The 13462-nt window shown below is 30.8% G+C and carries 14 protein-coding genes; 6 read left to right on the top strand and 8 right to left on the bottom strand.

The genetic code is table 11. The annotated features are described in order from the left end of the window. Positions 1–51: 51 nt before the first annotated feature. The 5 genes from C7447_RS07300 to C7447_RS07280 all read right to left on the bottom strand — a co-directional run bounded on the left by C7447_RS07300 (position 52) and on the right by C7447_RS07280 (position 6685). Complete coding sequence (locus C7447_RS07300; protein ID WP_246143038.1) at positions 52–1545, bottom strand: hypothetical protein; 1494 nt, start codon at positions 1543–1545, stop codon at positions 52–54. A 55-nt stretch (positions 1546–1600) separates the two neighbouring features. Next, positions 1601–2215, bottom strand: a complete 615-nt coding sequence (locus tag C7447_RS07295; protein WP_148869855.1) for an SPOR domain-containing protein — start codon at positions 2213–2215, stop codon at positions 1601–1603. Between the two features lie 46 nt (positions 2216–2261). After that, on the bottom strand, positions 2262–4562 hold the full coding sequence (locus tag C7447_RS07290; RefSeq protein WP_148869854.1) for an FdhF/YdeP family oxidoreductase: 2301 nt from the start codon (positions 4560–4562) through the stop codon (positions 2262–2264). Continuing rightward, positions 4552–5349, bottom strand: coding sequence for a formate dehydrogenase accessory sulfurtransferase FdhD (gene fdhD / locus C7447_RS07285; RefSeq protein ID WP_148869853.1), 798 nt, complete (start codon positions 5347–5349; stop codon positions 4552–4554). The genes C7447_RS07290 and fdhD overlap by 11 nt, the downstream gene beginning before the upstream one ends. 154 nt (positions 5350–5503) lie before the next feature. Next, positions 5504–6685, bottom strand: coding sequence for a THUMP-like domain-containing protein (locus tag C7447_RS07280; protein WP_148869852.1), 1182 nt, complete (start codon positions 6683–6685; stop codon positions 5504–5506). Positions 6686–6777: 92 nt separating this feature from the next. Between C7447_RS07280 and C7447_RS07275 the strand changes: the two genes are divergently transcribed. Continuing rightward, positions 6778–7617 carry an outer membrane beta-barrel protein gene (locus tag C7447_RS07275; RefSeq protein ID WP_148869851.1) on the top strand — a complete coding sequence of 280 codons (840 nt, stop codon included), beginning with the start codon at positions 6778–6780 and terminating at the stop codon, positions 7615–7617. 58 nt (positions 7618–7675) lie between these two features. Here the strand turns inward: C7447_RS07275 and C7447_RS07270 are convergent, their stop codons facing one another. Both C7447_RS07270 and prmC read right to left on the bottom strand, forming a co-directional pair. Continuing rightward, complete coding sequence (locus C7447_RS07270; protein ID WP_148869850.1) at positions 7676–8641, bottom strand: pentapeptide repeat-containing protein; 966 nt, start codon at positions 8639–8641, stop codon at positions 7676–7678. A gap of 32 nt (positions 8642–8673) precedes the next feature. Next, complete coding sequence (gene prmC / locus C7447_RS07265; protein WP_148869849.1) at positions 8674–9522, bottom strand: peptide chain release factor N(5)-glutamine methyltransferase; 849 nt, start codon at positions 9520–9522, stop codon at positions 8674–8676. Positions 9523–9575: 53 nt separating this feature from the next. Here prmC and C7447_RS07260 point away from each other — a divergent pair, with 53 nt between their 5' ends. The 4 genes from C7447_RS07260 to C7447_RS07245 are packed head-to-tail and all read left to right on the top strand — an operon-like array spanning position 9576 to position 12575. Beyond that, positions 9576–10040, top strand: a complete 465-nt coding sequence (locus C7447_RS07260; protein ID WP_148869848.1) for an LEA type 2 family protein — start codon at positions 9576–9578, stop codon at positions 10038–10040. A 4-nt stretch (positions 10041–10044) separates the two neighbouring features. Next, entirely contained in the window at positions 10045–11094 is a 1050-nt protein-coding gene (gene ribD, locus C7447_RS07255) for a bifunctional diaminohydroxyphosphoribosylaminopyrimidine deaminase/5-amino-6-(5-phosphoribosylamino)uracil reductase RibD (protein WP_148869847.1), read from the top strand. Beyond that, positions 11095–11958, top strand: a complete 864-nt coding sequence (locus C7447_RS07250) for an EamA family transporter (RefSeq protein ID WP_148869846.1) — start codon at positions 11095–11097, stop codon at positions 11956–11958. Further along, a complete protein-coding gene (locus C7447_RS07245; RefSeq protein ID WP_148869845.1) occupies positions 11958–12575 on the top strand; it encodes an IMPACT family protein in 618 nt (205 codons plus the stop codon). Before C7447_RS07250 ends, C7447_RS07245 begins: the two co-directional genes overlap by 1 nt. A gap of 76 nt (positions 12576–12651) precedes the next feature. Here C7447_RS07245 and C7447_RS07240 read toward each other — a convergent pair whose 3' ends face one another. Continuing rightward, the gene (locus C7447_RS07240; protein ID WP_148869844.1) at positions 12652–13152 is read right to left on the bottom strand and encodes a nicotinate-nucleotide adenylyltransferase; all 501 of its coding nucleotides are present in this window, start codon (positions 13150–13152) and stop codon (positions 12652–12654) included. A 72-nt stretch (positions 13153–13224) separates the two neighbouring features. On the opposite strand from C7447_RS07240, the gene C7447_RS15035 reads away from it, so the two are divergent. Beyond that, positions 13225–13350 carry a hypothetical protein gene (locus tag C7447_RS15035; protein ID WP_262712200.1) on the top strand — a complete coding sequence of 42 codons (126 nt, stop codon included), beginning with the start codon at positions 13225–13227 and terminating at the stop codon, positions 13348–13350. The last annotated feature ends 112 nt before the right edge of the window (positions 13351–13462 follow it).

Raw genomic sequence — 13462 nt, 5'->3', positions numbered from 1 at the left:
GATATTCAATTTCATAGATGCTTTTTTTATATAATAATAGAATATAAAAACTTATTTAGCGCTTAAAAATGAAAAACAATAATTTAGCCCGAAGTTTACATAAGTACTACTTAAATTTCCTCCACGAGCTTTAACATAGCCCAAACCACCACGTAAATTCAAATTATTATTAAGCTGATATGTAATTCCTGCACTTGGCTTTACAATTAAGCCTTGGCCTGTACTAATACCACCACCACCAGCTGCACCTCCTAATATTTGTATAAAAACGGAAGCTTTATCTTTTAAAAATGGATTAGATTTTGCTCCTATACCAACAATTCCTTCTGCGTAAGCACCTGCACCACCAAAATTAGCAAAAGAGGTTTGTCCCGCTCCGTAAATATATTTGCTTAAGAAAAAGTTAACCTGTAAGGAAATTTGATGCATGTCTTGGTCAAATCCACCATCTCTACTAGCAGCGATATACCAATCTTGTTTTATAATAGTTTCAAATCCTTTGAATGTGCCTTTTGTAAAATTATTTTCTTCAGATGTTATTCCGTCTTTATCAACATAGTACTTTAAACCAAAGCCTAGCGTAGAGGAGAGGAAATGAGAATCAGGAGTCATTAAATACCCTTTGTTAATCGAAGCATACACATTATCAAACAGTTTTTGTTCAATAGAAATATCCGGATAAATTAAAAAACCTCCTTTAGTGTCAACACCTCCGCCACCACCAGCACCAAGGCCGAATTTAGCTAAAATATTTGTACGATTACGGTTCATGTTTAAATGATAACCTCCACCTACAAAAATATCCATATAACCCGCTTTAATTCCATGATAAGCACCATCAGCTTTTACAAAATAGAACCAGTTTTTATTTATATATGAGTTGAGTTCAAATCCTGCTAAACGAATAGTGTTGTTTTTTAAACTTAGACCTGTGGCAAAAGAAGGAGCTTCACTTTTCACTTTTAGATTATTAGCATGAATGAGTATAGAAATTCGGTTTGTAGGTGTATTCCAGGCTGAGTTGAGTAATTCATTCGAAGAAAAAGCAAGTTCTCGTTTATCGAAATCAGAAAAATTAAATGATAAAGGAACCTGAATCGATGCATATAGTTGGTTGCTATTAATTTCTCCACTGTCAAAAAAGTTAACATAACTCCAACCTGTAGTTGCTGAGAAATGTTTAAAATCATACCCTAAATTAACATGAGGTAAAATAAAAGCTCCACCACCATCTGGAGCAGCAGCACCACCGCCACCTCCAAAATGAACACCAGCATCTAAAAATAAATTAGCGGTTAAATTTTGTTTGATCCCTGCATTAATTCCAAGTGTAAAAAAGCCACCACGAATACCGCCAACAGCACCATAAAATCCTGCTCCTGCATAGCTCCAATCATTTAACATGAGGTTATAATGGATTCCTGTGAAACCCATATTTTGCTCATTATTAGGCATTTTAATAGACAGAAAATCTAGTTGGCCAAAACCGATCTGTGTTTTCTGAGTTTGAATCTCGTTTTGACTGTAAAAAAAATGAACACTCATGGTTAAGATTAACAAGAGTGTTCTTTTAAATATGGATTGAACCATGTTATTATTTTTAATTAGGCTTATGAATTTGCTGACGCTGACCATTAATATATGATGCAACAAAAGCATCACTAAAACCAATTTTAACTAATTCTCTTCTAAAGTCTTGCGCTTCTCTTAATGTTTTAAATAAACCAACTGAATATTTAAATAGTTCTCCATTAGAAACGGTTCCTGCAATCGTTTTAGATAATAAAGCATGTTTGTTTTTTGTAAAAACTCCAATTTGAACTGAATAAATAGTTTCTCCATCTAAGCTATTGCTTAATACTGTAGTATCTTCTTCTAAAGAATTTGTATCATCATTTTCATCGTCATTTTCATTTTCATCAGAGAAATCTTGTAAAGAACTAATGCTATCTAATACACGAGTTGCTTCTGCTTGTTTTATGCTGTTAACATCAATATTATTAGCAGTTTGATTGTTGTAAAAATAAAAAGCTAAGGCAGCGGCAATACCTACTAATGTTCCTAAGATAATATTTCTATTTCTTGCAGTGTGTTTAGCATCATCATATTCCTCAATCTTTTTATTTAACTCAATCTCTAACTCGTCTTTTTTTATATTGGCATCATGAATTTCTGATCGTAAGGCAGCTAATTCTTGTTCATCAAGGTATGGCATAGTTCAAATTTTGTTGGTTAATTAACGTTAAAAATACAAATCTTTTTTAATTATCAACTTTTTCTATGGAAATAACTATCGTTTTTGAAGTAGGTGTATTACTAAGAGTAGCTTTACTTTTTATAGGAACCAGTACATTTGCTTCAGGAAAATAGGTTGCGGTACATTTTGATGGAATGTTATAAGGAATTGCTAAGAAACCTTTTGCAATACGCTTTTCTTCATTAAAATGACTGATTAAGTTTACTTTATCTAATTTTTTTAATCTTAATTTATTCATGTCTTCAGGATTAATAAAAACAACGCGACGTTCGTTTAAAATACCACGGTAGCGATCGTTTAATCCATAAATAGTCGTGTTGTATTGATCATGAGTTCGGATGGTCATTAGCATAAATTCATCTTCTTTTAACTCAATATCTGAAGGCTTATTAAGCGTGAAGTTTGCTTTGCCTGTTGTTGTTGGTTCAAAATTATTCTCACGTGCATTGTTTGGAAGATAAAAACCACCTTTTTTACGAACTCTATCATTGTAATTTTCAAATCCATCGATGGTTGCTTCTATTTTATTTCGAATTAAATCATAATTAGATATTAATTTAGACCATTCAACTTTAGAATTTTTTAAAGTCGCGTTAGCAATTCCAGCAACAATAGCAGGCTCGCTTAATAAATATTCTGAGCAAGGGTTTAAATCTCCTTTAGATTGATGTACAACTCCCATAGAGTTTTCTACAGAAACAAATTGTTCATTAGAAGTTTGTATGTCTTTTTCCGTACGCCCTAAACAAGGTAAAATCAAAGCTTGTTTTCCATGCACAAGATGACTTCTATTTAACTTGGTTGATATTTGTACAGTTAAATTACAGTTACGTAAGGCTTCAGCTGTAAATTCTGTATCTGGAGTTGCAGAAATAAAATTTCCACCCATTCCTATGAACACTTTGGCGTTTCTTTTATGCATCGCCTCAATCGCAGACACAACATCGTAACCTTCTTGGGTAGGTGGTGTAAAATGGAATTCTTTTGCTAACTTTTTCCCAAATTCTGGGTTTAATTTTTCCCAAATTCCCATAGTTCTATCACCCTGCACGTTAGAATGACCCCGAACGGGACAAGTACCTGCACCTTTTTTACCAATGCTTCCTTTTAACAACAAAAGGTTTACGACTTCTCGAATGTTATCAACTGCATTTTTATGTTGCGTTAATCCCATTGCCCAACAAATAATAATTTTTTTATTATTGATAATGAGTTCTATAGCTTCATTTATTTGATTCAATGAAAGTCCTGTTTGAGGTAATAGCTCTTCGATTGAGTAAGTATCTAAATCCGCCAGAAATGCTTCAATACCATGTGTTTTATCTTTAATAAATTGATGATCGAATACCGAATTAGGGTTTTCCTCTTCGTGTAGTTTCATCAATTTTAAAATGATTTTTAATAAAGCAACATCACCATTAATTTTAACTTGTAAAAATAAATCAGTTAATTCTTGTCCTTTGCCAAACCATTTTAATGGGTTTTGAGGGTGAACATAATTTACTAAACCAACTTCAGGTAAGGGATTGATAGTTATGATTTTTCCGCCGTTTATTTTGGTTTTACCTAAAGCAGTTAACATTCTAGGATGGTTGGTTCCTGGATTTTGACCAATTACTATTACTAAATCGGCATGATTAAAATCATCTAATGTAACAGAACCTTTACCAATACCTAATGTTTGGGATAAGGCAACTCCGCTACTTTCATGACACATATTAGAACAATCGGGTAAATTATTAGTACCGTATTGACGTACAAAAAGTTGATATAAAAAAGCAGCTTCATTACTGGTTCTCCCAGAAGTATAAAAAATAGCTTCGTTTGGAGAAGGAAGGTTGTTTAGTTCTGTTCCTATTAACTCGAAAGCGTCTTTCCAAGAAATTTCCTCGTAATGATTGCTTCCTTCTCTTAAAACCATTGGGTGTGTTATACGTCCACTTTTACCAATTTCATAGTCTGACCATTCAGATAACTCTTGAACAGAATGCGTTGCAAAAAATATAGGAGAAACCCTATTTTTAGTAGCTTCTTCTGCAACAGCTTTTGCTCCGTTTTCACAATATTCAGCTAAAAAAGCACGTTTTTCATCTGGATCTGGCCATGCACAACCAGGACAATCAAATCCATACGTTTGATTTAAGTTTTTAAGTACCCCAATTCCCTTAACTACACCCACTTCTGAAAACACATGATTTAAAGCTGAAGAAATAGCTTTTATTCCAACTGCTTTAGTAGGAATATCTGTTATTTTTATTCCAGTTAATTTATTAGGTGGTTGTGCGTGCGGATTTTTATCTTTCATAAGAAATATATTGTGGATTGGCGTAAATAGTCATTTTATTATCTCGGTTAAAACCAATAAGGCAAATCCCGAATTCTTTAGCAAAATCAACAGCAAGAGAAGAGCAAGCTGAAACAGCAACAATAATTGGTATTTTAGCAAAAAAAGCTTTCGATACAATTTCATAGGAAACACGGCCACTAACAAGCATGGTGTGAGCATCTTTTAATTTGTTATTTATTAACATGTCACCGACACATTTATCAACTGCATTGTGACGACCAATATCCTCTTTTAGCGTAATTATGTCATTGTTTTTGTTGAAGATCGCGCAAGCGTGACTTCCTCCTGAAAGATGAAACGTATCCTGCGATTTTTTCATTTTAAGAGACATTTCTATAATCTCTTGTTGAGAAATTTTATAAGTATTATATAGAGCTTCACCAGAGAGTTGAATGTCTTCTAATTCTTGCTTCCCACAAATTCCACAGGAAGAAACAGATAACAAGGTTCGTTTATTTAGGTATCCTTTTCCTAATTTTTCTTTAGAAATACTAACGTTTATAACTGTAGAGAATTTTTCGTTTTTTATAATTGAATAGTCAAGATTTATATTTTTTCTATAAATATCTTCCGCAAAAAACAAACCTCTAATGAGTTCAAAATCATCTCCAGGAGTTCTCATAACTACCGTATAAGGCTTGTTATTAATATTAATTTGTAAAGGAGCTTCGATAACCAAAATATCATCCATTTTAGAATTTTGGTTATCGATTATTTTAAGCGATTTATAGTAAATTGTTTGCATTAAACAAACTTATTAAAAAAAGATAAAGCCCCGAAACGAATCAGGGCTTTTAAGTGTTTTGTACCCCCCAGTAAAAACACTTATTTTGTTTTTAAACTAGAGTTTAAATTTAATCAAAAAAACAACAAATCTGCTTTTTTTTGTTAAAATTTTATTAATTATATATCTGTTTGCAGATGATTATGTGATTCTTTTCATTTTGAAGTTTCGTAAAAAATAGATAGTGATCTCCACCGTCTTTTATTTTTGTTTCTTTTCTAATTTGTTCAACCGATTTAGGAAAATTACGTACGGTTATATTAGCTTTTTTTTCAGGGAGGTATTTGTTAAGTTGTTTTTTATCGTAGATCAATACTTTTTCTATTTTAAAACGTCTTCCTGGAAAATCAATTAGTGTTTCTGAAGTGTATAAATGTGAATGTTGGTGTAATTTTTTAATGTTTAATTCTGTTGAAATTTGGTGAAATCCACCAGATTTTAAAATTGCTGAATTAGGTTCGTATAGATACGTAAGAGGATCTGAGTATTCTGAAAATGCTTCAGATCGGTATTCAAAATCAAATTTTTGATCTTTGTTTTTTAAAAAATTGATTGTTTTAATTTTAATAGCACTGGTATATCCTTTTTCCAGTAAAAATAATAATTCTTTAACTTCATTTTTAAGTCCTACAATATGTACTTCTTTTACATAGTTTAGTTCATTTATTGTAGAAGAAATATCAAGAATAGGAGAGTTTTTAATTAAGATTGTGTCCGTTTTAGAAAAAAGAAAATCTAAATTTTCGGGTACGTTTGGCAAACAATCTTTTAGTAAAAAAACTTTACCTTTTACATCACTTCTTCTTGATGGATCTATATAAATACAATCGAATTTTTCATTTGTTTTTTTTAAAAAATCGAGTCCATCATCAGCAATAGTGATGATATTAGATACATTTAACTGTTCATAATTGTATTTTACAATTTCAGATAATTCCTTGTTGATTTCACAATGAACAACTTTGTTAAAATATTTAGAGAAATAGTAGGCATCTATACCGAAACCACCAGTAATATCAATAATCGAATTTCCTTTAATAAGTTTAGCCTTATAATCGGCTGTTATTTCAGAAGAGGTTTGTTCAATAGAAATTTTTGGCGGATAATAAATGTTTTTTGTGTTAAACCAAGTTGGTAATTTTAATTCAGCTTTTTGTTTTGCTACAATTTGATTCGCGAGTTCCTGTATAGAAATATTTAAAAAAGGGCTTCCTTTTAAGGCAAGTTTCGTAACTTTAGTATACAAATTGTCTAAAATAAATTGTTGAGTGTCAGTATCTAAAATATTTCTATTCAAAAAGTGTTTTTATTTTGTTTCTAACTGACCAAAAATACTGATATTTTTTACGATTTTCGCGTTCACAAATAAAAATAAAACATATTAAAATAATGAAAAAAACAATTTTAGTAGTTGCATTGCTATTAACAGCAATCACTACAAATGCTCAGTTTTATGTATCAGCTAGTGGTGGATATTCTATTGCAGTTGGTGAAAAAACATTAGGGCAAAAAGTTACAGCTACTACTTCTTCAGATTTAAACGGAAGTTATGGAGAAGGAGCACAAACACAGTTAAGAGGTGGCTACTTTTTTAATGATAAGTTTGGAGTAGAATTAGGAGTAGGATATCTTTATGGAACAAATCAAGATGTTCAAGATGTGAGTATACCTGGTGCAAGTATTAATATTGAAGCTAGAGGAAGAGCTTTTGGAGCATCTTTGTCTGGTATTTATAATATTACAGAGAATTTTTATGCAAGAGCTGGTTTATTAACTAAAATTGGAGGTAAAACAGAAGCCGTAGCTAGTTTAGATTTATTGGTTCCTGCTACAGTTGTTAATCCTGCTGCACCTGCTGGACAGTTTGTAGATTTAAATGCGGATTTTACTACAGATTTTCATGGTAAATTCCCATTAGGTTTTATTGGTGCAATTGGATATAAATTTCCTATAACTGATAATTGGTCGTTATTTGCTGAAGCTGAATATTTATCTATTAATGTAACAAGAGATACTTCTGATTTAGGAGATTATAGTGCAACTTTGGCTGGAGGTAATCTTCCTTCGGAGAATTTATACCAAATTTTGAATGCTAATCCTTTATTGGAAGATTTGGCACCTTTATTATTAGAAGGGGCAAAATGGGGAGAAGGTGATTTACCTTCATCTAAAGCGCCTTATTCTTCTTTAGGAATTAACTTCGGATTTACTTATACTTTTGGAAAGTAATTCTTGATTTAAAATAGAATAAAAAGAGCGACCATTTAGGTCGCTCTTTTCTTTTGGATTAATTTAAACCTTTAGTGTCTTTTAATTCGGATAAATTAAAATTAGTGTTTTTTGTTTTGGCATCTGTAAAATCAGCCGAATTTAAATTAGTTTTAGTGATTCTCGCGTTGGTTAAATCTGCTTCAATAAAAATAGCGGCATTTGCTTTACCATTAGAAAATTGAATTCCTTTTAAATTAGCTCCTTTTAAATTAGCACTGTTTAAATTACTACTATGTAACTCACAATTTTCTAGGTTTGAATTTTCTAGATTAATTCCGACTAAATATTTCTGAGAAAGATTAGTACTACGTAAGTCACAATGAGAAAAGTCAGCAGAATCATATATCTTCTTCAAAGAAGAATTACTAATGTTAGCATTTAACAAAAACAGTAATAATTGTGATCTTTCGGGACTATAATATCCTTTAGATAATTCATCTTCTTCTAAAATTTTATATGGTTTTAAACTACTTGTAAGGCCTACAATTCTAGCAGTAACCCCTTCATTTAAAATCTTTTTACCAGATTTATCTTCACTATATATTTTATCTACAGCATCAAAAACACCAGATAATTGAAATCCATAAGAACTTTTACGAGAACCTTCTACTAAGGCATTTTGAGTGCGGATTAAACTATTTTGTTTGATTAATACGTATAAAGACACTAAGGATGGAACTAAAGAAAACAATAATAAGATTAAACTTAAAGCACGCACTCTTACAAAACGACGTACTAAAGCGGTTAATAAGTTTGCAGAAGTATCTGGAGAAACTTTTTCTTTTGTATGGTATTCAGTAAACCAATTATTAAAACTTTTATGAAGTGATTTACCTGTAAACATTTTCCAAGTCCAGGTTAATGTTTTTTTTGTTTTTTCTTGTTTACGTTTTGCTCTTTCGGTAGATTTATTAGCTTTACTTTTTAAAGCTTCATTTTCTTTACGTAATTGTTCTAACTCATTTTGAATGTTTTCTTCCATATTATTTGTGGGGATATTTTAAGTGTCTAAATTTATAAATTTGCTTTAATCATTCGGTCTTTACCAAATAAATCTTTTTTAAGCATAACGTTTTTAAATCCTTTTTCTTTTAACATCTGTTCTGTTTCTTTTCCGAGGTATTGATTAATTTCAAAGAGTAAGATTCCGTTTGGATTCAGGTGATTTTTAGCTAATTCAGCAATTTTTTTATAAAAAATCAACGGATTTTCATCTGACACAAACAATGCTAAATGAGGCTCGTTTTTTAATACATTATTATTAATTTCTTTTTTTTCTAATTCTCTAATATACGGTGGGTTAGATATTATTATATCAAATGTTTGTTGAAGATTGTTAACTTGTAGAATATCTTGCTTTAAGAAGTTGATTTTTATCTTATTAACTTCAGCATTTTGTCTAGCAACGATTAATGCTTTATCAGATACATCAATAGCAAAAACTACAGAGTTTGGTAAATTCTTTTTGATAGAGATGGGTATACAACCTGACCCAGTACCAATATCTAAAATAGATATATCTTTTTTTTTATTTTTAGCTTCCTCTAACACCCAACTTACTAATTCTTCTGTTTCTGGTCTAGGAATTAAAACGTTTTCATTTACAATGAAAGGTAATCCGTAAAATTCTGTTTCACCAAGAATGTACTGTATTGGCACTTCTTTTTTTAAACATTCTAAGACTTTATTTAAATCCAAAATTTTATCCGAAGGTATGTTATAATCTTGCTTAACAAAAATATCTACCAACTGCAAACCGAGTTTATTTTCGATTAAACGAAAGAAAAATGCATCGATTTCTGTTTTTGGGTATAATTCTGATAATTCTTCGTTAAAAAATACTCGAAAATTCTGTAGTGTCATCGGTGTTTAGTTGTAAAATAGTACTTTTGATTTTTCAAATTTAGACAAAACAAATGAAGAATTTAGGCTATTTTTTGGTTATATTTTTTTTGATAACGGCTTGTTCTGTTAGGAAAAAACCAGTATTTCTTAAGATTGATGATGTAAAGATATTATCTTATAGGACAGACACAATTCGTTTGCAGGCCAATGCGTATTTTAAGAATGAAAATGATGTTGGAGGTAAAATTTCTACAGATGAAATTAAAGTGATTGTAGATGGTGCAGAAGTAGCACAAGTTTCTTCAGAAGAGTTTAAAGTGCCTGCAAATAAAGAGTTTTCAATTCCTTTAAAAGTGGTGATTCCTGCAAAAAAAGTATTTGAAAACAATGAAGGTGGTATTTTAGGAGGGCTTCTTAACTCAGTTTTAAATAACAGTTTAAAAGTACAGTTTAAAGGTGATATTAAGTATAAGGTTTGGGGTTATTCAAGTATTTACCCTATTGATAAAACCGAGGAAATAAAAATCAAATTCTAGTTTTTTGAGTAATCACAAAAAATATATGCAACGTTGTATTCAACTCGCTAAAAATGGGATTGGTACAACACGTCCAAATCCATCTGTAGGAGCAGTCGTTGTATATAATGATAAAATTATAGGAGAAGGGTATACAAGTCCATATGGAGGTAATCATGCAGAAGTAAATACAATTAATTCTGTAAGAGACAAATCATTATTAAAAGAATCTACTATTTATGTTACATTAGAACCTTGTTCTCACCATGGAAAAACACCTCCTTGTGCTGATTTAATAGTAAAACATCAAATTCCGAATGTAGTTATTGGTTGTATAGATACAAATAGTTTAGTGGCAGGAAAAGGTATTGAACGATTACAAAACTCAGGTTGCAATGTAGTTGTTGGCGTTTTAGAGGAAGAATGTTACGAGCATCATAAACGCTTTTTTACAGTTCAAAATAAAAAACGTCCATATGTTATTTTAAAATGGGCAGAAACTAAAGACGGTTTTATTGCACCTTTAACAAAAGATACGCAAAAACCAGTTTGGATCTCTAATACATACTCTCAACAATTGGTGCATAAATGGCGTGCAGAAGAACATGCTATTTTAGTAGGAACGAATACTATTATTGCAGACAACTCTAAGTTAAATGTGCGTAGTTGGACAGGGAATAATCCTGTTAGAATCGTTTTAGACAAGAGTTTGCGAATTCCAGAGAATGTGAATGTGTTTGATAAAAGTGAGAAAACAATAGTTTTGACAGCATCGAAAACCAAGATTCAAGAACCAAGACAAAATGTAGTTTATGAAGAAATTGATTTCTCTAAAAATGTAGCGAAACAGATTTGTGAAGTCTTACAAAAATATAAAATTCAATCGGTAATTATTGAAGGAGGGAGCAAAACTTTACAAACTTTTATAGATGCCAATCTATGGGACGAAGCGAGAGTTTTTACGGGAGATGTGGAATTTGAAGTAGGAGTGAAGTCGCCAATTTTTAACGGGAAAATATTCGTAGAAAAAAAAATACAAAACGATATGTTAAGAATTTATAAAAACCAGTTTTAAATGATATATCTTGCGTTAAGCATTTTAATTTCTAGTAGTTTATTCGCTATTTTTAAGTTGTTTGAGGTTTATAAAATAAATACGTTACAAGCAATTGTAGTTAACTATTTTGTAGCCTTTACAATTGGGTATTCACTTTCGAATGTAAAAATTGGATTGACAGATATTCCACAACAACCTTGGTTTTTAGGAGCCATTTTTCTAGGTTTTTTATTTATATCCATATTTAATGTAATGGCGCTAACATCACAAATAAACGGATTATCTGTAGCTTCAGTGTCAGGAAAAATGTCAGTTGTAATTCCTGTAATTTTTGGTGTATTTGTGTATAATGAAAGTCTTGGTTTTATAAAAGTAATCGGAATTTTGCTGGCGCTTATAGCTGTGTATTTAACTTCGATGAAGTCGGATAGCTTTGTTAAAGAAAAACATTTACTTATTTACCCTATTTTGTTGTTTTTAGGATCTGGAGTTATCGATACCTCTATAAAATATATTGAAACAACTTATGTGCAAGACGGAGGCGTACCAATTTTTTCGGCATCTATTTTTGGGATTGCTTTTGTAATCGGATTGTTTTTTGTGACTTATCGTTCTTTTAAAACCAAATTTGTTTTTGAATGGAAAAATATTTTAGGAGGAATAGCTTTGGGAATTCCTAACTATTTTTCGATTGTTTTTTTATTAAAAGCTTTAAAAACAGATGGTTTAGAAAGTTCTACATTGTTTACGATTAACAATGTAAGTATTGTGTTGTTAACAACTGTTTTCGGTTTAATTCTATTTAAAGAAAAGCTACAGGTTAAGAATTGGATAGGAATTGTGATAGCAATAACGAGCATAATTATAGTAGCAATTGCCTAATGAGTGAACAAAAAGATACATACAAAACAATAACAAAAGCCTCTGAAGAAACCTTATTTAAAGACCGAAATAGTAAGTTTTTTGGTTATGCTTATCCAGTTTTTACAGAAGAAGATGTTAAAGAACGATTAGAGGAGTTACGTAAATTGCATCATTCTGCACGTCACTTTTGCTATGCATGGCAACTAGGAACTGAAAGTACTCGTTTTCGTGCCAATGATGATGGAGAACCAAGTAATTCTGCAGGAATGCCTATTTACGGACAAATACAAGCGTTTGAGGTTACCAATGTATTGATTGTCTCCGTACGTTATTTTGGAGGAACTAAATTAGGTGTTGGTGGATTGATTAATGCTTATCGTACTTCTGCGCAACTAGCCTTGGAAGCTTCAGAAATTGTAGAGAAAACAATTAATATTGATTATAAGTTGAGCTTTGAGTATGATATGATGAATAAAGTACAGCGAATTATTAAAGAGCGAAATTTAGATATAATTAATCAAAAACTAGAGTTAGGTTGTGAATATATCATTTCTGTTAGAAAAAAAGAAGCACAAACTGTTTTTGAGGTTTTTGAGAACCTTTTTAAGGTAGAAATAGAAGAAATAGAATTGTAGACTAGAATGCATTTATAAAAAAACAAGAAAGCACAGTTATTTGACTGTGCTTTCTTGTTTTTAAACGATATTTTGGTTATAGAAAATTACCATTTTCATCCGTTTTAACTCTAAGGGTTTTATCTCCGTTTTCAAGCTTAAATTTGTATGTTTTCTTTGCCTCATCTTTGTCAATATGAAAACTTACTTTATAAACATCCTTGGTTATGGTCCATCCAGGGAACCTTTTATAAACAGCATCCCTAACAGCTTTGGGTAACGATATGTCTTTATATCTTTCGATAGTTCTTATAATCTTTCCATTTTTATCATAGGCTGCAACTACTATTCCGTCTGGAATATAGAAGGATACTTGGTATGTATCATATTCATCACTATATAATTCGGTTTTTTTAATGTCGTACGTAGCAGCTTTTTCTTCTAATAGTTTTACAGGAATAGCAGCATCTTTAGAATCTACAGCGTTAATATATTTGTAGTTTACAGCTGTAAGATCAACTTCAGATAATACAATGTCCTGAGCAGATAATTGGGTGGTTAGTCCTAATAAACACAAACCAAAAATTAGTTTTTTCATAATAACAAAAATTTAAATGGTTAACTGAGACAAAGTTATTTTTTAATAACTCTAATTAAAATGATAATTATCATGTATGTAGTTGTTTATGTGTTTGTTAGTGATTGTGGGATTAAAAATAGTAGTAGTTTAGATATACCTTATTATGTACGTATAAATACAGCAGTAGTTGTTTTAGGCTTTAAAGAATCTTATTAACGTTGAAATAGAATAAGTTGACTTAAATTTAGCTTGATCCTAAATTACAACTCACTCTAAGTCAAATATTTTGGTTACTTCGAGAATTCTTTGTAAATTTGCACGCCTTTTT

Source organism: Tenacibaculum adriaticum (genome assembly GCF_008124875.1).
Classification (GTDB): Bacteria; Bacteroidota; Bacteroidia; order Flavobacteriales; family Flavobacteriaceae; genus Polaribacter; species Polaribacter adriaticus.
The sequence above is the reverse complement of the archived record's forward strand: the minus strand, read 5'-3'. Positions and strand labels throughout refer to the sequence as shown.

What these genes read in the sequence shown, in the direction of transcription:
- C7447_RS07275 (WP_148869851.1), top strand. Translation starts at nt 6,778, where the DNA reads ATGAAAAAAACAATTTTAGTAGTTGCATTGCTATTAACAGCAATCACT.
- C7447_RS15035 (WP_262712200.1), top strand. Translation starts at nt 13,225, where the DNA reads ATGTATGTAGTTGTTTATGTGTTTGTTAGTGATTGTGGGATTAAAAAT.
- C7447_RS07295 (WP_148869855.1), bottom strand. Translation starts at nt 2,215, where the DNA reads ATGCCATACCTTGATGAACAAGAATTAGCTGCCTTACGATCAGAAATT.
- C7447_RS07250 (WP_148869846.1), top strand. Translation starts at nt 11,095, where the DNA reads ATGATATATCTTGCGTTAAGCATTTTAATTTCTAGTAGTTTATTCGCT.
- C7447_RS07240 (WP_148869844.1), bottom strand. Translation starts at nt 13,152, where the DNA reads ATGAAAAAACTAATTTTTGGTTTGTGTTTATTAGGACTAACCACCCAA.
- C7447_RS07260 (WP_148869848.1), top strand. Translation starts at nt 9,576, where the DNA reads ATGAAGAATTTAGGCTATTTTTTGGTTATATTTTTTTTGATAACGGCT.
- prmC (WP_148869849.1), bottom strand. Translation starts at nt 9,522, where the DNA reads ATGACACTACAGAATTTTCGAGTATTTTTTAACGAAGAATTATCAGAA.
- C7447_RS07245 (WP_148869845.1), top strand. Translation starts at nt 11,958, where the DNA reads ATGAGTGAACAAAAAGATACATACAAAACAATAACAAAAGCCTCTGAA.
- fdhD (WP_148869853.1), bottom strand. Translation starts at nt 5,349, where the DNA reads ATGCAAACAATTTACTATAAATCGCTTAAAATAATCGATAACCAAAAT.
- C7447_RS07270 (WP_148869850.1), bottom strand. Translation starts at nt 8,641, where the DNA reads ATGGAAGAAAACATTCAAAATGAGTTAGAACAATTACGTAAAGAAAAT.
- C7447_RS07290 (WP_148869854.1), bottom strand. Translation starts at nt 4,562, where the DNA reads ATGAAAGATAAAAATCCGCACGCACAACCACCTAATAAATTAACTGGA.
- C7447_RS07300 (WP_246143038.1), bottom strand. Translation starts at nt 1,545, where the DNA reads ATGAGTGTTCATTTTTTTTACAGTCAAAACGAGATTCAAACTCAGAAA.